At 70.8% G+C, this 25,381-nt stretch carries 20 protein-coding genes; 12 read left to right on the top strand and 8 right to left on the bottom strand.

What is annotated here, in order from left to right; all coding sequences use genetic code 11:
- Window position 1: 1 nt before the first annotated feature.
- The 3 genes from J2N69_RS21465 to J2N69_RS21455 form a co-directional block, all read right to left on the bottom strand.
- Complete coding sequence (locus J2N69_RS21465) at window positions 2-4,579, bottom strand: DUF6531 domain-containing protein (protein WP_230902225.1); 4,578 nt, start codon at window positions 4,577-4,579, stop codon at window positions 2-4.
- 155 nt (window positions 4,580-4,734) lie between these two features.
- Complete coding sequence (locus tag J2N69_RS21460; protein ID WP_230902224.1) at window positions 4,735-5,376, bottom strand: hypothetical protein; 642 nt, start codon at window positions 5,374-5,376, stop codon at window positions 4,735-4,737.
- A 96-nt stretch (window positions 5,377-5,472) separates the two neighbouring features.
- On the bottom strand, window positions 5,473-6,027 hold the full coding sequence (locus J2N69_RS21455; protein WP_230902223.1) for a DinB family protein: 555 nt from the start codon (window positions 6,025-6,027) through the stop codon (window positions 5,473-5,475).
- Window positions 6,028-6,234: 207 nt separating this feature from the next.
- Here J2N69_RS21455 and J2N69_RS21450 point away from each other — a divergent pair, with 207 nt between their 5' ends.
- The 8 genes from J2N69_RS21450 to J2N69_RS21415 all read left to right on the top strand — a co-directional run bounded on the left by J2N69_RS21450 (window position 6,235) and on the right by J2N69_RS21415 (window position 12,715).
- Window positions 6,235-6,999 carry a hypothetical protein gene (locus J2N69_RS21450; RefSeq protein WP_230902222.1) on the top strand — a complete coding sequence of 255 codons (765 nt, stop codon included), beginning with the start codon at window positions 6,235-6,237 and terminating at the stop codon, window positions 6,997-6,999.
- 347 nt (window positions 7,000-7,346) lie between these two features.
- Complete coding sequence (locus tag J2N69_RS21445; RefSeq protein WP_230902221.1) at window positions 7,347-8,018, top strand: hypothetical protein; 672 nt, start codon at window positions 7,347-7,349, stop codon at window positions 8,016-8,018.
- Entirely contained in the window at window positions 8,015-9,103 is a 1,089-nt protein-coding gene (locus J2N69_RS21440; RefSeq protein ID WP_230902220.1) for a hypothetical protein, read from the top strand. Before J2N69_RS21445 ends, J2N69_RS21440 begins: the two co-directional genes overlap by 4 nt.
- A gap of 166 nt (window positions 9,104-9,269) precedes the next feature.
- Entirely contained in the window at window positions 9,270-9,581 is a 312-nt protein-coding gene (locus tag J2N69_RS21435) for a type VII secretion target (protein ID WP_230902219.1), read from the top strand.
- Window positions 9,578-10,804 carry a hypothetical protein gene (locus J2N69_RS21430; protein WP_408056765.1) on the top strand — a complete coding sequence of 409 codons (1,227 nt, stop codon included), beginning with the start codon at window positions 9,578-9,580 and terminating at the stop codon, window positions 10,802-10,804. The genes J2N69_RS21435 and J2N69_RS21430 overlap by 4 nt, the downstream gene beginning before the upstream one ends.
- 35 nt (window positions 10,805-10,839) lie before the next feature.
- Window positions 10,840-11,418, top strand: coding sequence for a hypothetical protein (locus J2N69_RS21425; protein ID WP_230902217.1), 579 nt, complete (start codon window positions 10,840-10,842; stop codon window positions 11,416-11,418).
- The gene (locus J2N69_RS21420; protein ID WP_230902216.1) at window positions 11,418-12,116 is read left to right on the top strand and encodes a hypothetical protein; all 699 of its coding nucleotides are present in this window, start codon (window positions 11,418-11,420) and stop codon (window positions 12,114-12,116) included. Before J2N69_RS21425 ends, J2N69_RS21420 begins: the two co-directional genes overlap by 1 nt.
- Entirely contained in the window at window positions 12,113-12,715 is a 603-nt protein-coding gene (locus tag J2N69_RS21415; RefSeq protein WP_230902215.1) for a hypothetical protein, read from the top strand. Before J2N69_RS21420 ends, J2N69_RS21415 begins: the two co-directional genes overlap by 4 nt.
- Before the next feature lie 94 nt (window positions 12,716-12,809).
- On the opposite strand, the gene J2N69_RS21410 is transcribed toward J2N69_RS21415, so the two are convergent.
- Window positions 12,810-13,109, bottom strand: a complete 300-nt coding sequence (locus tag J2N69_RS21410; RefSeq protein WP_127910200.1) for a WXG100 family type VII secretion target — start codon at window positions 13,107-13,109, stop codon at window positions 12,810-12,812.
- Between the two features lie 259 nt (window positions 13,110-13,368).
- On the opposite strand from J2N69_RS21410, the gene J2N69_RS21405 reads away from it, so the two are divergent.
- Window positions 13,369-18,171 (top strand): FtsK/SpoIIIE domain-containing protein, encoded by a 4,803-nt coding sequence (locus tag J2N69_RS21405; RefSeq protein ID WP_230902214.1) that lies wholly within the window; start codon window positions 13,369-13,371, stop codon window positions 18,169-18,171.
- A 16-nt stretch (window positions 18,172-18,187) separates the two neighbouring features.
- Here J2N69_RS21405 and J2N69_RS21400 read toward each other — a convergent pair whose 3' ends face one another.
- Both J2N69_RS21400 and J2N69_RS21395 read right to left on the bottom strand, forming a co-directional pair.
- Window positions 18,188-19,774: a serine/threonine-protein kinase gene (locus J2N69_RS21400; RefSeq protein ID WP_230902213.1), complete on the bottom strand. Its 1,587-nt coding sequence runs from the start codon at window positions 19,772-19,774 to the stop codon at window positions 18,188-18,190.
- A gap of 433 nt (window positions 19,775-20,207) precedes the next feature.
- On the bottom strand, window positions 20,208-21,110 hold the full coding sequence (locus tag J2N69_RS21395) for a menaquinone biosynthetic enzyme MqnA/MqnD family protein (RefSeq protein ID WP_408056764.1): 903 nt from the start codon (window positions 21,108-21,110) through the stop codon (window positions 20,208-20,210).
- 289 nt (window positions 21,111-21,399) lie between these two features.
- On the opposite strand from J2N69_RS21395, the gene J2N69_RS21390 reads away from it, so the two are divergent.
- Window positions 21,400-21,603: a cold-shock protein gene (locus J2N69_RS21390; RefSeq protein ID WP_018528239.1), complete on the top strand. Its 204-nt coding sequence runs from the start codon at window positions 21,400-21,402 to the stop codon at window positions 21,601-21,603.
- Between the two features lie 127 nt (window positions 21,604-21,730).
- Here J2N69_RS21390 and J2N69_RS21385 read toward each other — a convergent pair whose 3' ends face one another.
- Window positions 21,731-22,294 (bottom strand): helix-turn-helix domain-containing protein, encoded by a 564-nt coding sequence (locus tag J2N69_RS21385; RefSeq protein ID WP_230902212.1) that lies wholly within the window; start codon window positions 22,292-22,294, stop codon window positions 21,731-21,733.
- 148 nt (window positions 22,295-22,442) lie between these two features.
- Here J2N69_RS21385 and J2N69_RS21380 point away from each other — a divergent pair, with 148 nt between their 5' ends.
- Together J2N69_RS21380 and J2N69_RS21375 are read left to right on the top strand one after the other, a co-directional pair.
- Window positions 22,443-23,213, top strand: a complete 771-nt coding sequence (locus J2N69_RS21380) for an AzlC family ABC transporter permease (protein ID WP_230902211.1) — start codon at window positions 22,443-22,445, stop codon at window positions 23,211-23,213.
- On the top strand, window positions 23,210-23,524 hold the full coding sequence (locus J2N69_RS21375) for an AzlD domain-containing protein (RefSeq protein WP_230902210.1): 315 nt from the start codon (window positions 23,210-23,212) through the stop codon (window positions 23,522-23,524). The genes J2N69_RS21380 and J2N69_RS21375 overlap by 4 nt, the downstream gene beginning before the upstream one ends.
- Here J2N69_RS21375 and J2N69_RS21370 read toward each other — a convergent pair.
- On the bottom strand, window positions 23,521-25,320 hold the full coding sequence (locus J2N69_RS21370) for an AMP-dependent synthetase/ligase (RefSeq protein WP_230902209.1): 1,800 nt from the start codon (window positions 25,318-25,320) through the stop codon (window positions 23,521-23,523). The two genes, J2N69_RS21375 and J2N69_RS21370, sit on opposite strands and share 4 nt — an antisense overlap.
- Between the last annotated feature and the right edge of the window lie 61 nt (window positions 25,321-25,381).

The following is a 25,381-nucleotide window of genomic DNA, read 5'->3' as shown; positions in this document are numbered from 1 at the left end:
TCTAGGTCACCGCCGTGATTCCGAATTGGTCGAGCACATGCTGACATGACGAACAGGGAGCCTTGGGCACACCGTGCTTGGGGTTGCCCGCCGCCCGCACGTCCACCGCGGCGCTCACGCCGCCCCGCGGATCGTGTCCTGCGTTCATGGCGTTGGAGAGTGCTTCCGCCTCGCCGCACCGTCCGTGCTGGTTCCCCGTCGGACGCAGCTCCATCGGGACCCTGTCGTAGGCGGCCTGGACATCCGGGTGCAGGTTGTGGTCGCCGCCGCCCTTGATGCTCGCGCCGCTGTACGTCTGCGGATGCCCGGGCACTGTGAGACCCGCCGCGCTCGTCGGCCTGGTCTGCTTGCTGGCGCCCGGCCGGGCCTGTTCGAGATCGGCGCGGTCGCGTGCGGCCTGCAAGGCGCGCTCGCAGTCCGGCGCCAGGCCTAGCGGGTCGACCCCGGTGAAGGGGTTCGCCGCGTAGGCGCGGGGGTTCGGGCCCGGGGCGAGATCGAGGGGGTCCAGGGAGACGTACTGGCCGGTCTCCGGGTCGTAGTGGCGCTGATAGTTGTAGTGCAGCCCCGACTCGGGGTCGTGGTACTGGCCGGGGAACCGGAGAGGGCAGTACGCGCGGTCACCGGACGCCTCCTCGTCCACCGGCGCGCCCCAGACCGTGGTCCGGGAGCACCATGCCAGCTCGCCCTCCGCGTCGCACAGCTCCGTGGGGGTGCCGACCACGTCGGTGACGATCGAGTAGAACTCCTCGTCGATCCACTCCTGCTCCGCGTCCTGGTGGCCCCAGGACCCGGCGACGCGCTCCACCTGCGTGACCGGACTGAAGCGGTCCCTCTCCCAGTCCCACGTCGTACACCTGAGCGGCTCGTCGCCGGACCGTCTGACCTGCTCCGCGAGCACGAAGCCGTCCCAGACGAACCGCACCTCCTCCACGACGGTTTCACCGTCCGCGGCCAAGCACCGTTTCGCGATGCGGCGCCCGAACGAGTCGTACAGATACGCCCACTTCGTCCCGTCGGGCGTGACCACACCGACCAGGCGGTCCTGGCTGTCCCACGTGTAGTGCCACACGTCGGCCTTCCGGGAGAGCCGCTTTCTGCGCCGCCGCACCACGCGGCCCTGGGCGTCGAAGGAGTAGCGCACGCCCCCGGGCCTGCCCGAACCGCCACCGACGCTTCCGGAGGCCGCGGCCGCCGTGGCCCCCTGCCGCTCGGCCGACGCCACATTGCCGGCCGCGTCGTAGGCGTACCGCTCCGACCAGGTGTCCGCCCGCACCGCGGTGACCCGTCCGGCGGGGTCGACGTCGATGGTGCGGTGGCCGTTGACCAGGTCGTCGATCGTGTGGACCGTGCCGTCCGACCGGTAGCGGTACGTCCGCTCCTGCACCCTGCGCGGTTCGGGCCTGGTCGGCGAGGCGTCGGCAGTCACCGCCTGCGAACTCAGCCTGCCGTCCGAGTCCCAGCCCTGGGTGAGCACCACCGCTCCCGCGCGGCGCTCGATCTCGCGGCCGGCGTCGTCGTAGCCGAAGCTGACCGCACGGCCCGCCGTCCGGAGCAGTACGGGCCGGTCACGGCCGTCGTACTCCCAGAGGCTCTCGGCGTTCGACGGCGTCACCCGGCGTGTGCGCCTGCCCAGCTCGTCGTAGGCGGAGCGCACGGTCGCGCCGTTGCAGGTCTCGGCCAGAATCCGGCCGAGTGCGTCGCGTTCGTAGGCGACCTCCGCATGCTCGCTGCGCACCACGCGGAGGTTGCCCACCGGGTCGTACTCGTAGCTCGTGACCCCCTCGGGCGTCCGCTGTTCCAGGACCTTGCCGAGCAGGTCACGCACGTACTCGGTGGTCTCTCCGGCGCCGTTCGTCTGCTCGATGAGCTGTCCGGCCGCGTCGTGGCGGTAGCTGCGCGTACGACCCTCGAAGTCCCGCTCATGGATCAACCGGCCGGCGTCGTCGTAGGTGTAGCTCCAGGTGGCGCCGAGCTGGTTGGTCACCGAGGTCACCCTGAGCTCACCGTCGTAGGTGAAGCGCAGGCATGACCCGTCCGGCTCGACCCGCTTCTCCAGCAGGTCGAACGCGCCGTACTCGAAACGCGTCAGGCGGCCGAGGGAGTCCACGTATTCGACGAGGTTGCCCTCACCGTCGTAGGCGCGCCGCTCCGTGCTGCCGTCGGGCAGGGTGCGCAGGGCGAGTCTGCCTTCCGGCGTCCAGGTGTAGGCGGTGCGCGACCCGTCCGGGCCGGTCTGCGCGACGAGCCTTCCGAAGGCGTCCCGTTCGTAGCGCGTCGTCGCGCCTTCGGCGTCGGTCGTCGCGACGGGGAGCCCCGCCGCGTCGGTCTCCACCCGGGTCGACCGCCCCGTGGCGTCGGTGATCGTGGATATCCCACCGGCCTCGTCGTACCCGTAGGAGAGGCGGGCGCCGGTCGGGTCGGTCTCCGCCGTGAGACGGCCTACGGAGTCGTACTCCATGCGCCACACGGCACCGTCCGGCTCGGTCACCGTCACGGGCTTGCCGCGCTCGTCGAGTTCGGCGACGCTCTGCCCGCCGTCCGGCCGCAGGACATGCGTCGGAAAGCCGTGCTCGTCGTAGCGGTATCGGGTCGTCCGGCCGAGCGGATCGGTGCGCGAGAGCAACCGGTCGTAGCGGTCCCATTCCAAGTACGTGGTCTGTCCGAGCGGGTTCGTCTCGGACACGAGCTGGCGCAGCTCGTTGTGCCGGTAGGTGGTGGTGCGGCCGAGGGAGTCCGTGTAGCGCGTCTCGCGGTTCTCGGTGTCGTACGCGACGGTGCAGGAGAGCCGGCCGTCGGTTCCCTCACCCCGGACACAGCGGTCGAGGTCGTCGTACGTGAAGCGGTACCAGCCGCCGTTGCGGTCGGTCCAGGACGTGATGCGGTTGCGGCCGTCGTACGTGAGTTTCAGCGCGCCACCGGAGTCGCGGACCTCGGTGAGGTTGCCCCGGCCGTCGTCGCTGTAGCCGTAGGACAGCAGGGTGAGGCCTTCGGGCCCCGCCTCCGCGTCGTCCAGGCGGAGCCGGGTGACGCGGCCTCCGTCCGTGTCGACGCGCAGGTGCCGCCCGGCGGAGTCCCGTACGGCCGTCGGCGTCCCGATCTCGTCGCGGTCGAAGTCGACGCGCCTTCCGGTGGAGTCCGAGATCGCCGCCAGAGGCATCACGAACGCGGTGTCGTCCGGGCCGGGCGCACTCATAGGCGCGAAGTGCCGGACCGTGCCCGCCTGCGGATCGGAGATGCGGATGGGGGCGCCCGGCGAGCCGTCCCAGTCCAGCGGCCAGCGCGGACCTTCGAGGGGCATGACCGAGGCGCCGGGCCGGGGCACCGGATACAGGAGAATCATGCCGTCCTCGGCGGCGAACACCACTCCTTCGGCGTCCAGTTCGAGCCGCTCGTCGAGCGTCGAGGCCCACGACGGACCGAACCACCGGCCCCATCCGTACGTCGACAGGTGGGTGCGCCGAAGGACCAGGGGCATCAGCCCCGGGAGGTCGACGTCGGTCTGCTCCATGAGCATCTCGCCGGAGACCATGTCGATCGGGTCACCGTTCTTGCACCGCGAGGCGGCCTTCTTGCCCGCACCCGCCGCGTCGTCGGCACCCCTGCGCAGCCCGCCCTTGCCCAGCCCCTTGGCCATGGCCTTGAGGCCGCCCTTGGCTCCCTTGGCGAGTTTGGCCGCGGTGGTGATGCCCTTGGCGCCGGGTATGCAGTCGAGGGCGGAGAACGCCACGTCCATGAGCGTGGCTTGGCCTTTCGCGTATTTGCTCAAGGTGTCCGCGAGGACGATGGCGCCGGCGACGATGACGATCGCGGCGAGGATGGGCCCGCCGACGATCATCGCGATGATGCCGACGACGGCGACGACGACCTTGCAGATCTCGACGATGGTGTCCCAGTTGTCGGAGACCCAGTCGCCTATCTCCTCCCACCACTTGCGGTTCCTGATGCCCGCGTCCGAGGCCTCGTCGATCTTACGCTTCGCGGTGCCCGCGGCCTCTTCCCGCATCTTGCGGGCATCGGCGGCCATCTTCTTGGCCGCCTCCAGCGCGCTCTTGGCGGCGTCGACATCACCCTGCGCGGACTTCTGGGCCTTCTCCGCGGAGGCGGCGTTACGGGTGGCGGCGCGGACCTTGTCCTCGTCCGGCTTGGGCACGTCCTTGCCCTTGGAGCCGCCGTCCTTGTACTTGTCGGCCTCCTTGCCCGCCTTCTCCACCCAGGAATCGGCGGAGGAGAGACGGGACTTGGCGCTGCTCAGGTCCGCCTGGGCCTCCCGGCCCTTGACCAGGGCCTTGTCGGCCAGGGCCTGGGCGCGCTCCAGCTCCGGCCAGTACGCGGCGAGGGCGTCGCCGGCCATCCCGTAGGACTTCTTGAGCTTCTTCAGCTTCTCGGGCGCCTTCTCGAACTTCTCCGTGAAGGCGTCGGCCGTCTTGCCCGCCCATTGCAGGATCGCGTCCTCGCCCGCCATCCCCTTGATGTCGCGCAGGACCCTGCCGACGTCGTCGGAGAAGTCGTGCAAGTCCTTGGCCAGCTTGCGCACCCGGTCGGGATCTCCCGGCGTCGGGTCCTTCTCCAGGTCCAGCACATGCCAGTCCTTAGGCCGGTGGCCCCCCATGCGTCATCCCCCGTCACACCTGCAGCTACGGCTACAGCAGCCACCGTACAGAGGTACGAATTTACTAGCCGAGGTGTCGGTGGCGGAAGGCGCCTTGGGGCGGCCGCCCCTACTCCCCTACTCCCCTACTCCGCGAAGCGGAACGTAGAAGTCACCGCGTCGAAGATGTCGAAGAAGGAGTCCGCCAGTTCCAGGATCTGGCTGCTTCCCGAGACGAGGGCGACCTTGCCCTCCTGCCCGGGCACCGGAATGAACGTCTGCATCAGGACGACACGGATCGTGCGGTCGTCGCCCTGCACGGAGATGTCCTCGAGGCCGTACGTCCGCGCCGCGAGGCCGACGCCCGGGATGTCGACCGTCGTGACCTTCCGCCACGCGTCGCCCTCCCGCTTGGCCTCGCGTACGCCGAGCTGGGCCACGATGCGCTCCGGGTCGGTCGGCAGGATGTCGCCGCTGGGTGTGCGGGCGCCGACCAGGGAGACCGTGACCGAGGCGGTGACCGGCGTATCGCCGCCGAAGCTCTCCGCCATGCAACCGCAGTACAGCGCGCCGGACTGCCAGGCGTCCTTCGAGGCCTTGCGCAGGAACGCCTCGAACGTCTCGCGGTGCGGGGCCAGCTCGGGGCGCGCACGCACCCGGTCGTTGATCATCTGGCGGATGGCGGCGTCGCGTGACTCGGGGCGTACGTCGAACTCCCACCACGTCTCCGGCACCTTGATGCTGAATCCGCCGCGCGCGATGGTCTGCGGAGCTGTGTAGCGGGCCATGGCTGTTCTCGTCCCCTTCGTCGGCGTGCGCCGTGCCGGCTGCTGACCGGTCCGGGCCAGCCTACGAGGCGCCGCGCGCCGGAGGGGCGCCGCCCGCTACTCCCCCGTGACGCCGTCGATCCGCTCCCTCAGCAGATCCGCGTGGCCGTTGTGGCGCGCGTACTCCTCGATCATGTGCGTGAGGACGTAGCGGAGCGAGTACGTGTCGCCGCGGAAGTCGACGGTGGTGTCGAGCGAGTCCAGGGCGTCCACGACGGCGCGGGAGCGGGCGCACTCCGCGTGCCAGACCTCGAAGGCCTCGTCCGGGTCGGCGTCCGCCACGTCGAAGTCGGCATGCTCGCCGGGCACGCGCCCCGACCAGTTCGCTTGCTGCGCCTCACCGTTGAGTACGTTCCTGAACCAGCTCCGCTCGACCTCGGCGAGGTGCCGGACGAGGCCGAGCAGCGACATGTCCGAGGGCGGCACGGCCCGCTCCTTGAGCTGCTCGGCGGTCAGCCCGGCGCACTTCATCGCGAGGGTCTCGCGCTGGTACTGGAGGAAGGCGGTGAGCGACGCGCGTTCGCCGGCCGCGGCTCGCGGGGGTTCTGTGCGGTGGGGCGGGCGGGGCGTGGGTGACGGCTGGGGCGCGGTGGCGGGGGTGTGGTCGGGCATCGTCTCATCATGCCGATCAGTCGGGTGGGCGCGCACGCGGAATTCGGCGGGCTGGGGGCGAGCCGACCGGGCCAGGCCAGGCCTGTTCTGCTGTGGTCTGTTCGGCACAGTAGGGTGCCGCGGACACATCAACCCCACCCGTCCCGCAGTCACTCCTGCCGGCCCACACTGACCGGGAGCAGGCAGGGCCCACAGACAGGAGCCCTCATGAAGCGGACCCGCACCGTCCTGGCCGCGCCCATACTTGCCCTCGCCACCGCGCTGACGTTGAGTGCCTGCGGAGGCTCCGGAGGCTCCGGGAGCGACGCGAGCCCGGGTTCGAAAACCGCCGATGACGCCAAGGACAAGCCCAAGGCATCCGCCGCACCGGAGAGGACAGCGGACGCGGCCGCCGAACTCGACCGCTTCGTCCTCTCCAAGAGTGAGGTCAAGGGGTTCACGGTCAGAGAGCCCGCGAAGGGGTACGTGTTCGCCGCGTCCCAGGACAAGGTCAAGCTCGACAAGCCCGTCTGCGCCCCGATCTCCTACGCGACGAACCAACTCCCCCTCGGCAGCCCGCGGGCCCACGTGACCCGCGTCGCCGCCGAGGTGGCAGGGTCGGCCACCTTCACGTACATCACGCTCGCCACATACGCGGACGGCAAGGCGAAGACCGCGCTGGCCGGACTCTCCAAGGCGATCGCCTCCTGCGGCAACGGCTTCACGGCCACGTCGGGCAAGACCTCCTCCCCGCACTCCTCCGTCACCGCCGAGCCCGCCCCGTCCCCGAAGGGCGCCGACGAATCCGTGGCGTTCCGGACGACGATCAAGCATCAGGGCGTCACCCACACCTTGCGCACCCAGGCGGTTCGCTACGGCGACAAGGTCGCCGTCTACTACGCCGTGGACGCGATGGCCTTCACCCAGTCCCGGCCCGGCAACGCGAAGCTCGCGACGGCTGTGATGGCCGCGCAGAACGGGAAGCTGGGGTAGGGGGCGGCGGTCGCGTGGACGGCCCATCTGCGTGATGCGGGGCCGGGCATCTCGCCCCGGCACCGGAGAGCGGAGGACTCCCTCATCTGCCGCCCTGCGTCCGCTACGGGAATGCCACCGCCATAAAAGGGCGAACAGAATCACCGAGGGGCACGCGATGGCTCATCGAGAAGACCCGTCGGACCGAACAATCCCGCCCTCCTCCGCTTGCCGCTGTCCGCGTCACAACCCGATGACAGTCCACCGGGATGCGGCGGCTTGCCCCGTTATCCACCCTGGCCGAACCGGAGGCCCCCTGGATAGCGTCGGCCCATTCGAGATCCCCCTCGCCCCACCGGGAGCCGACCGTGAACTGCCGCACCACGCCTGCCGCCATCGCGCTCACCGCGACCGCCGCCCTGCTTCTGACGGGTTGTGGCAGCGGGGGCGACGACAGCGCGAAGGACGAGAACAAGATCGCGGGCGCCGATCAGGGCACGGCGAAGCCGAAGAAGTCGACGAAGCCGGTGGGCCCCGCGGAGGACAAGCCGGACGGCGTGGACCTGTCCCTGCCCAAGGACGTGCAGCTGATCTTCGACTGGACCAAGCCGAACGACAAGGATGAAGCGGCGGCGATGGACGACGCCGCGAACTTCATGCGGGCGATCTATCGGGGCGTGGCCGAGCGCACCACCAAGGACGCGGCCGTGACGGCGTACTCCACCGGTGATGGGCTGCACTACGCGAAAGTGCAGATCAACGAGTGGATCAAGGGCGGGTGGACGGCGACCGGCACGCGCCGCCACTTTCAGGCCACTACCCGGTCCGCCCCGAACGGCAACTCCGTGGAGGTCGCGTTCTGCGCGGACACCGGGAAGTTCTACGGCAAAGAGGTCAAGACCGGGAAGGTCCTCAAGACCAAGCCCAGCCGTAAGGACTTCGGCTACTACAAGATCGTCATGTCCAAGTTCCCTACAGGCAAGGGCCTGTGGCAGGCGTCCAAGGTGTTCGTCGAAACGGGGGCGGAGAAGTGCCAGTGAACAGACCGCGTCGTACGGCGCGCAGCACCGGCACCATCGCGTTGGCCACCGCCATGGGTCTGCTGGCTCTTGCGGCGCCCAACGCGGCCGCGGAGCCGGTGGATTACGGCAAGGGCGGTGACCAGAAAACGGAGGGCGGCAGCGACGCGACCGGCATCTACGCCGCAGCCCAGATCCGCTACACCGGCGCCGTCGCCAAGGGCGGCGGCAAGGGAAACGTCACTTCATCCGACGTGACCTGGGCCCCGCCCCCCTGCTGGTACGCCCCCTACCTCGGCGCCAAGGACTTCAAGAAGAAGATGTCCAAGGAGCTGAAGGACGCCATGGCCGCCCCCGGCATGGCAGGCCACGCCGGCCAGGCGCTCGACCAGATGCAGCGCCATTACGAGGACGACTACGGCTGGACCGACACCCCCGGTTACAAGGACTACAACGTCGAGAAGGACGGCAAGGGAATGTTCTGGGCCGCGGTCGAGAACCCCGACGAGCCGGACATCCTCAAGCGCAGCTCGTGCAGCGACATCCCCTTCTGGGTCGACAACGGCGAGGCCCCGCCTCCCCGGTACGAGGAAGCCATCAAGCCGGAGATGCTGGCGGCTCTCGCCTACCAGCGCATGCAGCTGCCCGAGACGAAGGTCTCCCTCGCCCCCGATGGCACGACGAAGGTGAACCTGCCGACCTGGGCTTGGCTCGACAAGGCCGCCTTCGACGAGGTCCAGGCCAGGGCGGCCATCGATGTCCCCGGCTTCGAGATCCAGGCGACGACGACCGCCAAGCCCAGGTCGCTCACGCTCGACCCGGGCACGGGCGACGCCACATTGATCCCCGCTGGCGGCGAGTGCCCCATCACCGACGAGGGCAAGATCGGCGCGCCGTACGCGAAGGGCAAGTCCAAGGAGACCCCGCCCTGCGGCATCATCTACAACCGCTCGTCCAAGGGCGCCACCTTCCCCCTCAGGGCCGCCCTGACGTGGGAGATCAGCTGGACGGGGACGGGCCAGGACACTGCGGTCGGCATGCCCGACGGCACGATCGAGGTCATCCAGGAGATCGCGGTCGAGGAAGTGCAGTCCATCAACCGATGAACCCCGCGAATCGCGACAGGCGGCATGCGATCGTCACCTTCGCGACTCGCAGACCACCACCACCGGAACAGATGCGTCACGAGCAGTTGACCGGAGCACCGCTCCGTACAGAGCCGGCACCTTGCCAGGTCAAGCACATCGATCCATACAGCACACGGGGGCTCAGATGAGCGAGCGCACGAGAGCCGATCTTGACATGATCAGGGAGTGCTCGGAGTCGCTGTTCAGAATTCACCGCGAATTCAAGGACAACAGCAACCCTGCGGACGATTACGGCAATGCTCTCGGCAGCGAAAAGCTCCGGGACATTTTCGACGACTTCTCGGAGACGTGGAAGAAGACGCGCAAGAAGCTCATGAAGGACATAGAACAGTTGGCCAAGTTCACTGATACCGCGGCTGACACCTACGACAAGGTGGATCACGAACTGGCCGAGGCCCTTCGCAAGGCCCGCAAGGAAGCCAAGGGGAAGAAGTGAGTACGCGACCGACCGATTGGGAGCCGCTGCACGACGGTGACCCCGTCCCCGGCGATCCCTACGAAGTGGCGCGTCTCGGCAAGAAGCTGCGCGGCATGGCCGAGGAGATAGACAAGCAGGCGCGCAACATCAAGGCCCTTTCGTCCGTGGAGAGTTGGGACAGCGACGCCGGCCGTGGGTTCCACGAGATCGCTGACGGTACCGCCGGTCGTCTGAAGCGTTCGTTCGAGCGCTACGACGAGGCCGCCAAGGCCCTGGGCACCAAAGTCGTCGATGGCGGCGAGTCGAAGGAGTACGCGAGCGAACTCCACCGGGCTCAGAAGATCGCCGACAAGGCCCTGAAGGACTTCCGGGCGGTGGAGGGCGACCTCGGGGACACGGACACCCCGCTCAAACCGTCCGGGGGCAAGCCCTCGTCGGACATGTCTGACACGGAACGCGAACGTCTCGCCAAGAAGCGTTCCGCCGCGTTGAGCACTCTGGGTGACTGCCGACGCGAGATCGACCGCGCGAAGGAAATCCGCGACGACGCGGCCGACGCCGCCGCGAAACACATCAAGAACATCATCCATCACGACGGGGTGCGTGACCCCGGTGGAATCATGAACTTCCTGGCGGACTGGGCCGACAGATTCGCCAATCTCTCGGCGGTCTTCTCCATTCTCGCGGTCATCTGCGCGTTCGTCCCACCGCTGCAGGTGCTCCTCCCCGTGTTCACCGCCCTCGCGGTGATCACCAGCGCGGCCGCCCTGGCGGGACACGCGTACGACATGACAGCGCGCGGCGGCAAACTGAACCTGATGAAGCTGGGCCTCGACGTATTGGGCGTCATGCCCGGAGTGGGTGCGCTCAGAGGGTTCAGTGCGCTGAAGGGGCTCAAGGGGCTTTCCAGGCTCCGGGGCATCCGCTTCAGCGGGTCGGGCGCGGCGGGCGGCGTCACGGACAAGTTCTTCAACGGAATCGCCGTGAAGGTGGTGAACGGAGTTCTGACGAAGGCGGGGAAACCGGTCATCGCGGGCGAGCGTCTGACCGCGGGCATCAAGACCGGTGGTTTCGCCAGCGCGGTCTACAAGATCTTCACCGGCAAGGATGGGGCCAGCACCGGTGACCCCGGCGACCCCGCACCGCGCCCCAAGGGCACCACACCTCCCACTCCGCGGCCTTCTCCGCAACCGTCCCCGACCCCTTCTCCGGCGCCGTTCCACACCGCGCTGGCCCACTGACGCACGCCACCGCCCCAGCGAAGGAGACGATTGACATGGCTGACGAGACCGCACACGAACCCGGGGCGTGGGAGTACAGAGCGCGCGGGGGAATCGTCAGGAAGATGATCCCCGGCGAGGTCCTCGTGGCGGTCCCGGCGGCTCGTCAGGCCGCCGAGGCCGAGGGTCGCAGGCTGCGGTTCGACTTCCTGGACGACGAGGCCGTCCTCAAGATGCTGCGCCTGCGCCACATCGACGAGGCGCAGCTGACCAGTGCGGGAAAGAAGGCCGGCTACCCCTTGGCCCTCGTGCTCATGGGCCTCTTCGTCTACTGGGGCGGCTACGTACAGCACTGGGAGTCCACTGAGAACCAGAAGCTCTTCTACGCGGGGGCAGGAGCCGTCGTCGGGCTCTTCGTCCTGCACTTCGTCGTGACGCTGATCCGCCAATGGGGCAACCGCGCACGTCAGAAGGTCCGGGCCAGGGCGGCTGCCTACCGGAAGATCGCGCACATCGCCGCGGAAGGCGGGGCCGAGGTCCCGGCCTTCTATCCGCATTACGGTCCCTATACGTTCGCGGCCAACTTCCACCCCGACGCGGACGAGCTGGAGCTGCCCGAGAGGAATAAGTTCTGATGACGTCGGTGACGACCGGCACGGCGACCCCCGCGGTCACCTCCGCGGCCAACGGGGAAGTGGTCCACGTCCGGTGGGTCATGCCCGAAGGCTTCTTCGAGCTGCCGACCGAGGCGGAGTCCCACGACGACCTCGCCGATCAGCTCATCGAGCTGGCAAAGAAGATCATGCCCAAGGGCACCCCGGACATGCAGTACCGGTGGGCCGCCCTGTGCGCCTCGACCTACGACGAGTTGGTCGACGCCGGGGTCCAGTACTCCGGGTTCGTCATCACCGAGGTGGACGGCGCACGCTGCACCGCCACGGTGAACGTCTCGCTCGTCGACATCGCGGAGGAGGCGCTGATCAGTCCGGTCTCCAGGACGGCGGAGGCCCTGCGCGGGCTGGGGCACGGTGACGTCTCCGAGGTCTCCCTCCCCTGCGGGCCGGCCGTCTCGTGGATCGGTACACGGCAAGCGGCCATTGACGCCGCGCTGACCCCGTCCGGGGAGCAGGAACCCTTCTGGAGCTCCTTCATCAACCTGCAAGTACCGCTCCGCAACGGCACAGCCGTCGTACTGGAGATGAGCACACCCACTCAGGAGGGCTGGGACGTCTTCTCCTCGATGTTCGCGGGGGTGGCGAAGAGCCTGCGCCTGTTCGACGCCGACGGCACGCTGATCGACACCAGGGGCACTCCTCTGGAGGCCGGCGGGTGACTGGCTCGCCACGCGCCCCCCATGAGTCCGCGTGCCTGGAAGAACCTCCCGAGGACTACCAGTTGCTCGTCCCCCGGGACTGGTTCCGCATCGATCTCACGCTCGACCGCTGGCGCCCACAGCTGAAGAAGTTCGTCGATCAGCAGGCCGCGCGCCGCCGCATGTCCGAGGAGGCCAGGCAGGGCCTGTGGACCGCCCTGCGCAACACCGCGGAGAGCGGTGCGGCTCACGGTGCGCTGGAGGTCTTCCTCCGGTCGGAGGCCACCACTGACGTGGCGACACCGGCCACTCTCCTGGTTTCCCTGCTCCCGTTGTCCGGAGCCCCGCACACCGAGCCTTCGGAGCTGGGGGACTCACTCGCCGCCCGCAAGGGCAGCGGCGCGGAGGTCACCCTGGTGGATCTCCCCGCCGGGAAGACGGTCCGTGTCAGTTCGACGACGACGCTGGACCTGTATGTCCAGATGCCCGGCGGAGCCGGGTACCTGCTGCTGGCGTTCTCCGTGCCCGTGAGCGGCGTCGAGAGTCCCATGGGTGAGCTGTGCGAGGCCATCGCGCACTCGTTGCGGTGGGTGCGCCCTGCCCGGAAGGGCGCCACGTGAACCGGGGCTGTCCGGACAGCTCGGTTGACGTCGGCACGGTGGAGGGGCGACGGAATGACCTCCGTCGCCCCTCTCGAACGGCTGACCGCTTCCGCTACTTCCGCGCCGCCCGACCCAGCTCGTCGTCGATCTGCTCGTACTTGTCGGCCGCGTTGGTCAGGTAGTCGCCCATGCCGTCCAGGCCCTCGAGGGTTTTCTTCGCGCCCTCGACGAAGTCGTCGAAGTTCTCGTCGAACGCCTTCGAGGCGCTCTTCGTGACGAAGCCCGTCTCGACGAGGTTCTTGATGTACTTCTTCAGGCCGTCCAGCTTCTCGTTGAGCTTGTCCTTCTCCTTGACCACGTGCTTGGCCGCGTCGCGCATGTCCTGATATGTGACATCAAGGTCCTTGGCCATGAGGCTCTCTCCCAATCAACTCGCCGCAGGGCCAACCCCCGTGGCTCCCGTAAGACGGACGGGAGAACGGATGATGTGATCGTCCGTTCTCGCGCCAGCAGCTTACGGGTGGGGCGGATGCGAACGCAGCCCGGTTGCGTCACAGGTCTGCTGTGACGGCGTGCCCGGTTCCGGTGGGAGCCCGTGCCCAGGGCGTTGCCAGTGGGAAGGGCGGAGCGGCTATCGTCACAGCGATCGCTCAGCTCCGGGGAGGACCGTCGTGCGCCTGACTCTGACCGTCGTCGATCCGTTCGGCGGGGGCTCCTCCGACGTGGTCCTCGACGCCGATCCCGAGTCCACCGTGCGGGACATCGCGGTGGAGCTGGCCCGGCAGGTCGGCCACAGCGGCGCGCAGGTCATCCCCATCGGGCACGGCCGGCAGACGCCCGCGGGCGGCGCCCCGATGATCTATGTGGACGGGTACGCCGTCGATCCCACGGCCACCGTCGTCACCTCGCCGCTGCGCGAGGGCGCCGTCGTCAGTCTCGACGACCCGGCGGGCTGCCTGCCGGGTGAGCCCGCCGGCCTGGTCGAGCTGCGCGTCGCCGGCGGTCCCGGCGCCGGCTCCGTGCACCGGCTCGGCATCGGGCGGTACGACATCGGGAGCGGGCCCGCCTCGTACGTACGGATCGACGACCCCGAGATGGCTCCGCGCGCCCTGACGTTGTCAGTTGCAACCGATGGCACCTGCCACGTCACCCTGCACGGACAGGAGAAGGACAAGGAGGGCGTGACCCTCGACGGCGAGCCCTTCGGCGTGGAGAAGGAAGAGCCCGAGCCGGCCGGGGCGACCCCGCCCGAGGGGGAGTCCAAGAAGGACCGGAAGGCGCGGGAGAAGCGGGAGAAGCAGGAGCGCAAGGAGTGGAAGGAGCGCAAGGAAGCCCGGGCGAAGGCTCGGGCGAAGGGGCGGCTCGACACGGTTCCGTGGCCCCTCGGCGCCCAGATAGCCCTCGGCAACACCCTCCTCGAACTCGTCCGGTACACGCCTCCGAACGCCGCCCTCAAGTGGTCCGAGGACGGCGCCGGGCTCGACTACAACCGGCCGCCCCGGCTGCGCCCGCCCGAGCGGCAGACCACCTTCCGGCTGCCGTCGCCGCCCCGTGAGTTCGAGGCGCGGCCGCTGCCGTGGCTGATGGCGCTCTTCCCGCTGGTCGGTGCCGTCGTCGCCGCGATGATCTTCGATCGCTGGTACTACCTGATCATGGCGGGGCTCAGCCCGATCATGCTCTTCGGCAACTACTTCATGGACAAGAAGCACGGGCGCAAGTCCCATGCGAAGCAGGTCAAGGAGTACAAGGAGACCAAGGCGCGGATCGAGAAGGACGCCCGGGACGCGCTGGTCGCCGAGCGGCTCGACCGGCGCCACGCCGTGCCCGATCCGGCCGCCGTGCTCGCGCTGAGCACCGGGCCCCGGACCCGGTTGTGGGAGCGGCGGCGGACCGACGCCGATCACCTGCTGCTGCGGTTCGGGACCGGCCGGCTGCCCTCCGAGGTCGTGCTCGACGACCCGGAGAAGGACGACCACCGGCGCCAGGTGACGTGGCACATCGACGACGCGCCCGTCGCGCTGCCGCTGAAGGGGCTCGGCGTCATCGGCATCGCGGGCCCCGACGACGCGGCGCCGGCGCTCGGCCGCTGGGCGGTCGCGCAGGCCGCGACGCTGCACAGCCCGATGGACGTGCAGTTCTACGTCCTGACGGAGAACTCCGCCCGGGAGAGCTGGGACTGGGTGCGCTGGCTGCCGCACGCGCGGCCGTCGGGCGGGCAGGACATCAACGTACTCATCGGCACGGACGCCGAGACCGTCGGCGCCCGCGTCGGTGAGCTGACGCAGATCCTCGACGCGCGGCTGAAGGCCCTGGAGGAGAACAAGGGCCAGGGCGCGAACTTCGCCGACCCCGACATCGTCGTGGTGTGGGACGGGGCGCGGCGGCTGCGCTCCCTGCCCGGTGTGGTGCGGTTGCTGCGCGAGGGCCCTTCCGTGGGCATGTACGCGCTCTGCCTCGACACCGAGGAACGGTTTCTGCCGGGTGAGTGTCTGGCCTTCGTCGTCGCCGAGCCGAAGCCCCGGGAGCTCACCGGGGCCCCGGCCGCCCCGGGGCGCGCCCTCGTCGCCCCACCGCAGATGCCGCCAGGTCAGCAGGTGCAGCAGGCACAGCAGGGCGGCGTCCCCCGGCCGCCCGCCGGTGGCGGCTTCCCGTCCTTCCCGTCCTTCCAGGCGTGGCACAGCGCCGAGGGCGACCCGGGCCAGGCCGACGCGCCGCGCGAGCTGCGGCTGCGCGTGGAGATGGCGGGCGCCGAGCGCCTGACGGACGTACGCCCCGACTTCGTCTCCCCCTCCTGGTGTCTGCGCCTCGCGCGGTCCCTCTCACCGCTGCGCGACATCAGCGGGGAGACCGAGGACTCCGCGCTGCCGGGTGCCAGCCGGCTGCTCGACGTGCTGCAGTTGGAGCCGCCGACCGCGGGGGCGATCACGGCCCGCTGGCAGGCGGGCGGCCAGTCGACGATGGCGGTCATCGGTGAGTCGTACGACGGGCCGTTCGGCATCGACATGCGCAAGGACGGCCCGCACGGTCTGATCGCCGGTACGACCGGTTCCGGTAAGTCGGAGCTGCTCCAGACGATCGTCGCCGCGCTCGCCGTGGCCAACACCCCCGAGAACATGACGTTCGTCCTCGTCGACTACAAGGGCGGGTCCGCGTTCAAGGACTGTGTGAAGCTGCCGCACACCGTCGGCATGGTCACCGACCTCGACGCGCACCTCGTCGAGCGCGCCCTCGAATCGCTGGGCGCCGAGCTGAAGCGGCGCGAGCACATCCTCGCCGACGCCGACGCGAAGGACATCGAGGACTACCAGGACCTCGTGCGGCGCGATCCGTCGCACGCGCCCGTCCCCCGACTCCTCATCGTCATCGACGAGTTCGCGTCGATGGTGCGTGACCTGCCGGACTTCGTGACGGGCCTCGTCAACATCGCGCAGCGGGGCCGTTCGCTCGGCATCCACCTGCTCCTCGCCACGCAGCGGCCCTCCGGTGTCGTCTCCCCCGAGATCCGCGCCAACACCAACCTCCGCATCGCGCTGCGCGTCACCGACGGCGGCGAGTCCACCGACGTCATCGACTCCCCCGAGGCCGGGCACATCAGCAAGAACACCCCCGGCCGGGCCTACGTGCGGCTCGGGCACGCCTCGCTCGTGCCCTTCCAGTCGGGCCGCGTCGGTGGCCGCAGGCCCGGCGCCGCCGACCCGACGGCACTCGCGCCCTGGGCCGACTCCCTGGACTGGTCGGCGCTCGGCCGCGCCTCGCTCGTGAAACCGAAGGCCGCGGCCCGCGAGGAGGAGGAGATCACCGACCTGAAGGTCCTGGTCGACGAGATCATCGAGGCCAACCGGACCCTCAACATCCCCGCCCAGCACAGCCCGTGGCTGCCCGCGCTCGGCGAGACCATCCTGCTCGACGAGATCCCCGCGCCCGCGCCGCGGACGGCTCCCGGGGCGCTCACGCCCGCCCCGTACGGCGTCGAGGACCTGCCCGCCGACCAGGCGCGCCGCCCGGTCGTCGTGGACTTCGCGACCTTCGGCCACCTGATGATCGGCGGCGCCCCGCGCTCCGGCCGCTCGCAGGTGCTCCGTACGATCGCGGGCTCGCTGGCGCGTACGCACTCCAGCGCCGACGTCCACCTGTACGGCATCGACTGCGGCAACGGCGCGCTCAACGCGCTGACCCGGCTGCCGCACTGCGGCGCCGTCGTGGGCCGCAACCAGACCGAGCGGGTCGTCCGCCTCATCAACCGCCTCAAGGGCGAACTCAGCCGCCGCCAGGACCTGCTCGCCGACAAGGGGTACGCGGACATCGGCGAGCAGCGGGCCGACGCCGCCGGGGACGAGCGCCTGCCGCACCTCGTCGTCCTCCTCGACCGGTGGGAGGGCTGGCTGCCCACGCTCGGCGAGATCGACCACGGCTCGCTCACCGACGAGATCACGACGATCATGCGCGAGGGCGCGAGCGTCGGCATCCACATGGTGATGACGGGTGACCGGCAGATCCTGGTGGGCCGCATCTCCTCCCTCACCGAGGACAAGTACGGCCTGCGGCTCGCGGACCGCTCCGACTTCTCGATGCTCGGCATCCCGGCCCGCAAGGTGCCCGAGGAGATCGCGCCGGGCCGCGCCTTCCGCAACGAGAGCGGCACGGAGACGCAGTTCGCGCTGCTCTCCGAGGACTCCACGGGTCAGGGCCAGGCCGCCGCGCTCGCCGCGATCGGTGAGCGGGCCGCGGCCCGCGACGCCGACGTGCCGCGCCACCGCCGCCCGTTCCGCGTCGACACGCTGCCGAGCCGTATCTCCTTCGAGGAGGCGTGGGAGCTGCGCGACCCGGAGGCCTCGCGCTCCAAGCTGTGGGCGCTGGTGGGCATCGGCGGCGACGAGGTCATGGGGTGGGGCCCCGACCTGTCGCAGGGTGTGCCCGCGTTCGTCATCGCGGGCCCGGCCAAGTCGGGCCGCTCCACGGTCCTGATGAACATGGCGCGCTCCTTCCGCACCCAGGGCGTACGCCTTGTCGTCGCCGCACCGCGCCAGTCGCCGCTGCGGGAACTGGAGGGCACGGAGGGCGTGCTGAAGGTCTTCACCGGGGACGACATCGACGAGGACGAGTTCGAGGAGCTGATCGAGGAGGCGGACGCGTCCCGGGAGGACCCGGTGGTCGTCCTGATCGACGACGCCGAGATGCTGGAGGACGCGGACGCGGCGAGCCAGTTCAAGCGGATCATCCAGCGCGGCACCGACCAGGGCCTCGCGATGGTCCTCGCGGGGGACGAGGATGACGTGTGCAGCGGCTTCAGTGGATGGCAGGTCGAGGCGAAGAAGGGCCGCCGCGGCATCCTGCTCTCCCCGCAGGACAGCTCCAGCGGTGACCTCATCGGCCTGCGGATCTCGCGCAGCATGGTCGGCGGCCCGGTCGCTCCCGGCAAGGGGATGCTGCACCTGGGCACCGGCGAGGTGCAGACGGTGACCACCCCTCTGTGACCCCCGGGGCGCGCGTTCACTCCCTCCGGGTCAGCCGGGCCCTCGGGTCCCCCGCGTCCGGATCGTCCGAGGTGTAGCCGAGGGCCCTGCCGTCGGGGCGCAGGCGGACCGTGTGGCTCGTCTGCGCGCACTGACCGCCGTTGGTCCCGGCTCCCTTGCCCGTCGCCACGAGGACTTCCTTCGTGGCGGACTTCAGGGTCAGGACGTCCGTGCAGGTGTTGCCGATCAGGTCGTGCTGGACGACCGTGCCGACCCGTTGCCCCGGCTTCGCCTGACGCAAGGTGACCTCGAAGGTGCCGAGGGGGATCGTGCCGCCGTTCGCCGCGGCCTTGCCGCTCCACCTGCCGAGATAGGCCTCGGGGACCCGGCCGGCGTCCGTCGCCGCCGGGGGCTGCGCCGCCCCGTCCCCGCCGCTCATCGCGTCGTCGTCGTTCCGCAGCGCCCCGAGGACGAAGACCGTGCCCACCGTGACGGCGGCCAGCGCCCCGGCCACGGCGAGCGCCACCGTGCAACTCACCCTCCGACCACGCCCGTCCGGCCCTTCGGGTACGGAGGTGGCGGCCACGGAGACGGAGAGCCGGCCGGGCGCGGCGGTGGCTTCGTCGGCGGGCGCGGGAGGCAGCGCGTACGAGGGGTCCGGCGGCCCGAACGCCCCCTGGCCGGACGGGGAGTCGAACGCCACGGGGCCCGAGGGGGCCTCCCCCGCCCCCGTGTCCAGGTCCAGGAGCCGCACCGCGCCGCGGCTCACCCGCTCCACCACCGGCCCCGGCAGCCATCCGGCCGCCACGAGCGGGGCGGCGCCGCCCGGGGCGAGGCGGCGGGCCAGGTCACCGGGGGCGGGGCGTGCGGCCGGGTCCTTGGCGAGGCAGGCGGCGGCGAGTTCCCGTACGTCACCGTCGAGCGCGCCCAGCTCCGGTTCCTCGTGGACGACCTTGTAGAGCAGCGCGGCCGACGAGTCGCCGGGGAAGGGCGGCTGCCCCGTCGCCGCGTAGACCAGGACGGCCCCCAGGGAGAAGACGTCCGCGGCGCCCGTGACGGCCTTGCCGAGGATCTGCTCGGGCGCCATGTAGCCGGGCGAGCCGACGGAGGCGCCGGTGGCGGTGAGCGAGGCCGTGCCGTCGGTGGCGCGGGCGATGCCGAAGTCGATCAGGCGCGGCCCGTCGAGGGTGAGCAGGACGTTCGAGGGCTTCACGTCGCGGTGCACGAGCCCGAGGCCGTGGACGTGGGCCAGCGCCTCGGCGAGGCCCGCGCCGAGGACGCGTACGGAGTGCGCGGGCAGCGGAGCGCCCTCGCGGACCGCCTCGGTGAGCGAGGGCCCGGCCGCGTATCCCGTGGCGACCCACGGCACGGGGGCGTCCGGGTCGGCGTCCAGGACGGGGGCGGTCCATGCGCCGCCGACCCGCCGGGCGGCCTCGACCTCGCGCCGGAAGCGGGCGCGGAACTCCTCGTCGAGGGCGAAGTGCGGGTGCACGATCTTGACCGCGACGGTGCGGCCGCCCCCGCTGCGGCCCAGATAGACCCGGCCCATGCCGCCCGAACCGAGCCGGCCGAGCAGCCGGTAGGGACCGATCACGGTGGGTTCGCCGGCTTCGAGCGGACGCATGGCGTTGGCCTCCCCCTCTACCACTGCGGATCAGCGTAGTGCGGGACCGGCACGGGAAGCGGCCCCCCGCACGCATTCCCGCCGATAACCACGGGCCGGGCGACGCCGGGCCCGCCGGCAATTGCCGCCCGCGGTTCCCCGGGAGCGATAGCGGCGCGCAATCCGGACGCGGAGAACTATCCCGGGCGCCCAGAACTATCGGGAGGTTTCGAGAAGTATCGAGAACTATCGAGAGCTATCGTCGGCCCCGGCTATTAGGGCTGCGGCGCCGGTGATATCACCGGCGAACGAATCCAGCCAATGGCCGAAGGACGGTCGCCCCGATTCCGGGAAGGCGGCTTCCCGCGCTCGCGGCGACCCCGGCACCGGCCACCCGAACGGCACTGGAGCGGACCGCCGGGCCCCCGGGCCACCGAGCCACCGGTTCGCCGGATCAGGCCCCCAGCAGCCGTACCTCGACGTCCGCGGGGAACCCCGTCGTCGGGCCGACCCGGCGGGCGAACTCCGCGACGCCCTCCAGCTGCGCGGCGCCGAAGCGGAAGTCCAGTGTCGTGAAGTACCGCTCCAGCACCTCGGCGTCGAAGGACTCCCAGCGGGCGGCCTGCTCGGCGACCTTCGTGACCTCCTCCAGGGAGAGGTCACGGGAGGAGAGGAAGGCCTGGTGCACCTGGCGCACCACCTCCGGCTCGCACGCCGCGTAGTCGCGCCGGGCGGCCCAGACGGCGAAGACGAACGGCAGGCCCGTCCACTCCTTCCACATCTGGCCCAGGTCGTACACGTCGAGGCCGAGCCGGGGCGCGTCGATCAGGTTGGCGCGCAGCGCGGCGTCGCCGATGAGAACGGCGGCGTCCGCCTCCCGCATCATCAGGCCCAGGTCGGGCGGGCAGGAGTAGTACTCGGGCCGTACGCCGTACCGCTCGGCGAGCAGCAGCTGGGCGAGCCGCACGGACGTGCGCGAGGTCGAGCCGAGCGCGACGCGCGCCCCGTCCAGCCGGTCCAGCGGCACCTGCGAGACGATCACGCAGGACATCACGGGACCGTCGCAGCCGACCGCGAGGTCGGGGAAGGCGACAAGGTCGTCCGCGTTCCTGAGGAACTCGACGAGGGTGACCGGGGCGATGTCCAGCTCGCCCCGCACGAGCTGCTCGCTGAGCTTCTCGGGGGTGTCCTTGGTCAGCTCGAAGTCGAGGAGCGTCCCGGTCCGCGCGAGCCCCCAGTACAGGGGCATGCAGTTCAGGAACTGGATGTGGCCGACGCGCGGCCGAGGAGTGCGACGGGAGTCGGGCAGCTGTTCGGCGCCTGCCCCCGCGAAGGCGCTCAGGGGAGAATTGTCCACATCGGGGAGGCTAGCCCCCATGCGGTACGGTGCGGGCGCCGGGGCCCTCCCGCGTCCTGTCAACCCCCTCGGGAGCCCCTTCAAACCTCCGGGTGACGTGATCTTTGCCCCCTATTGCATTCCCCTGGCTGCGTGCTAAGCTCGCCGCAAGTTGCAGTTTGGTTTCCCTTGCAGTACAGAGCCTGCGGAGCATGTGACCCCGTAGGCTCTCGTCTTTTTCAGACTTATGCAGTTGTTTTAACAATCGCTGGTTCTGGAGCAGGGCAACCCTTTGGCCCAAGGAGGGCTTATGGCTACCGGAACCGTGAAGTGGTTCAACGCTGAAAAGGGCTTTGGATTCATCGCCCAGGAAGGCGGCGGCCCGGACGTCTTCGTCCACTACTCCGCGATCAACGCGAACGGCTTCCGCTCCCTCGAGGAGAACCAGGCCGTCAGCTTCGACGTGACGCAGGGCCCGAAGGGCCCGCAGGCGGAGAACGTCACCCCGCAGTAATCGGACGCCTCACGTGAGTGAGGCGTGTGATGCTCCGGTGACTTGATCCGGACATGGATGCAGTACCCAAGGAGCCCTGCTCCTCCGCGCGAGCGGAGGAAGCGGGGCTCCTGCCTTTTGCCCGCCGTCAGACGTGCTGCATGATCAGCACGAACGTCGTGCCGGGCTCCAGCGCCCGGTAGAGGTGCGGCACATCGCCCCGGTACGACATGTAGTCCCCGGGGGCCAGCTCCACCGTCTCGTCGCGCGGGCCCGCGAGCAGGCGGCCCGTGCTGATGACGAGGTGTTCCACCGAGCCCGGGATGTGCGGGTCGGACTCGCGCGCCGGCCCCGGCTCCATCGCCCCGTGGTAGATGTCGCGCCGCACGCCGGCCGGTCCCGCCGAGAACAGCGTGCCCACGTACGGCGCGTCCTCGGCCCGCATGGACGGCCCCTCGCCCGCGCGGATCACGGTCACCGCCGGGGCGGGCGACTCCACGAGCACGCTGAACGGCACGCCGAGCGCCACGGCCAGCGCCCAGAGCGTCTCGATGCCGGGGTTGCCGGTGGCCGCCTCCAGCTGGGAGAGCGTGGACTTCGCGATCCCGGCGCGCTTGGCCAGCTCGGAGAGGGAGATCCCCGCCTTCGCGCGCTCGCGGCGCAGGGCGGCGGCGACCCACTCGCGCGGCAGGCGCGCCCCTTCGGTCGTCACGTCATCGGCTCCTGTCTCTCCCGGCCCGGTCGTTCGATCCCGCGACCGTTCAGTCCCGCGATCATTCGTTCGATCCCGCCATCGTTCGCTACAGCGGACCGATCGTTCGCCTTGACGAACGGCATCCGCCACCTCCATCCTACGACGTATGCGTTCGCCACACCGAACAGATCAATCGCCAGACCGAACGGACGACGGCTCGGAGGCCGCCGGTCTCGTCCGTCTCTCCGACCTCCCGCCGGGCGTCCTGCGCGACATCGCCCTCGTCTGGCTCGCCGACGCCGTCGTCGGCGTCTCCTTCGGCGCGATCGCCGTCGGGGGCGGCCTTCCGCTGTGGGTGCCGGTCCTCATGTCGCTGCTCGTGTACGCGGGCTCCGCCCAGTTCAGCGCGGTCGGCCTGCTCACCGCGGGCGGCGGGCCGGTGGCCGCGGCGGCGACCGGGCTGCTGCTCAACTCCCGGACGGCGGCGTTCAGTCTGGCCCTCGCCGAGGATCTCGGCCGCTCCTGGGCGGCGCGGCTGATCGGCGCGCACCTCATCACCGACGAGACGGCCGCCTTCGTCCTTGCCCAGCGGGGCCGCCGGCAGCGCAGGGCCGCCTTCTGGATATCCGGCATCGGCCTCTTCGTCGCCTGGAACCTCAGCGTCCTCGCGGGCGCCCTCGCCGGGACCGCGCTCGGCGACACGGACCGCTTCGGGCTCGACGCCGCGTTCCCCGCCGTGCTGCTCGCCCTGGTGCTGCCCGCGCTGCGCGGCGACAGCGCGGCCCGGCGCGCCTCGGCCGCGGGCGCCGTGATCGCCGTGGCGGCGGCCCCGCTGCTGCCCGCCGGGGTGCCGGTGCTGCTCGCCCTGCTCGGTCTCCTCGCGGCGCGGCGCGGACCCCGCCGCCCCCGCACGCCCACCCCCGGGAGCACCTCGTGAACGCCACGCTCGCCTGTGTCCTCGTGCTCGCCGCGGGGACGTACGCCTTCCGGCTGGCCGGTCCCGTGCTGCACGGCCGCGTGGAACTTCCCGCGCGTGTCCAGGAGTTGCTGACCGTCGGCGCCACGGTCCTGCTCGTCGCGCTGCTCGTTACGGGGGCGCTCACGCAGGGCCAGGAGTTCGCGGGCTGGGCGCGGCCCGCCGGTGTCGTGGTCGGCGGCCTCCTCGCCTGGCGCCGGGCGCCTTTCGCGGTGGTCGTGGTGGGCGCGGCGGCGGCGACGGGCCTGCTGCGGCTGGCCGGGGTGGCCTAGCTTGAAACCGGCGCCCCGGTGTCGGTGCCCGCGCCGCCGTACAGCCCCTCCACCACCTCCGCGTACCGCTCCGTCACCGCCCGTCTGCGCACCTTCAGGCTCGGCGTGAGCAAGCCGTCCTCCACCGTGAAGTCCTCGTCGAGGACGGCGAACGCGCGCAGCCGGGCCGGGCGCGAGACCGTGGCGTTGGCGGCATCCACGGCTTCCTGGACGAGGGCGCGGACCCGGGGGTCGCGGGAGAGCGGCTCAGTCAGGGTGATGCCCTCGCGCGCGGCCCAGCCGGTGACCTCCTCCGTGTCCAGCGTGATCAGCGCCACCGGATGCGGGCGGCGGTCGCCGACCATCACGGCGCGGGAGACGAACCGCGAGTTCTGGACGGCGAGTTCGCTCAGCGACGGCGTGAGGTTCTTGCCCGCCGAGGTGATGATGAGGTCCTTCTTGCGGCCGGTGATCGTGAGGTAGCCGTCCGCGTCCAGCTCCCCCAGGTCGCCGGTGTGCAGCCAGCCGTCGTCGTCCAGGGCGGCGCGCGTGGCCTCGGGGTCGTTGTGGTAGCCGGGGAAGACCATGGGGCCGCGGGCCAGGACCTCGCCGTCCTCGGCGATGCGGATCTCGGCGCCGTCCACGGGCCGGCCGACGGTTCCGTACCGCACGGCTCCCGGCACGTTGAGGGTGAGGGCCCCGGCCGACTCGGTCATGCCGTATCCCTCGAAGACGGGGACGCCGCAGGCCCGCAGGAAGGCGATGGTGTCCGGCGCGATGGGCGCGCCGCCGGTCAGCGCCCGCCTGACCCGGCCGCCGAGCGCCTGCCGGACCAGGCTGTAGAGGGCCTTGTCGGCTTCCTCGTACGCGTCCCGCAGCTCGGGTGGCAAGCTGCCCTCGGCGGCCAGGACCCCGATGCGGACGGCCTCCTCGAACCGTTCGCGCCCGCCCTGGCGCGCCTCGGCGAGGGTCAGCACGACCGAGCGCACCTTCTCGAAGAGGCGGGGCACGGACGGCAGATGGGTGGGCCGCGCCTCGGCGAGTTCGGCCACGACGTCCTCGACGCGCCCGCCGAAGAAGGTCAGTTCGGCGCCCTGGAGGAGCGTCGTGAACTCGATGAGCTGGGCGAGGAGGTGGGCGAGCGGGAGATAGAGGTACGTGGAGTCGCCGGGGCCGCCGTCGACGACCGGCACGGTGGCGCGCTGCACGGCGAGCAGGTTGCCGTGCGTGAGCACGCAGCCCTTGGGGAGACCGGTGGTGCCGGAGGTGTAGATGATGGTGGCCGGGTCCGCGGCCGACCGCTCCCGGGCGCGCTCCGACAGGGCCGTGGGCGGGGCGAGTTCCTGGCCCGGTTCCGTCAGCGGCACCACCCGCCGCACGCCGGGCAGCCGCCCCTGGCCCCGCAGCCGTTCGACCTTCGCCGTCTGCGCCTCGTCCTCGCAGAGCACCACCGCCGCGCCCGAGTCGTCCAGGACCCACGCGGCCTCGTCGTCGCCCGCCGTCGGATAGACCGGCACGACGACGGCGCCCGCCGCGAACGCGCCGAAGTGGGCGCACGTCCACTCCTGGCGGGTCTCCGAGAGGATCGCCACGCGGTCGCCGGGGCCGACGCCGAGTGCGATCAGGGCGCGGCCCACGCGGCGCGCGGCGTCCCGCAGACCGGTGTAGGAGAGCGTGGTCCACTCCCCCTCGCGCCGGTACCGCAGGGCGGGCAGCGTGCCGTACCGTTCGGCCGCCCACTCCGCCACCAGCGCCAGTGTCGACGGCAGTTCGGACGGCGTCACGGGGTTGTGCGGGTGGTTCCGAGTCCGCTCCATGCGTACGACGCTAGGGAGCGCGGCCCGCGCGCGGGATGACCCGAAACGTCAGCGGCGCTGG

The sequence above is a fragment of the Streptomyces huasconensis genome (assembly GCF_021028635.1).
Classification (GTDB): domain Bacteria; phylum Actinomycetota; class Actinomycetes; order Streptomycetales; family Streptomycetaceae; genus Streptomyces; species Streptomyces huasconensis.
This window is presented reverse-complemented; position numbering and strand designations above follow the sequence as displayed.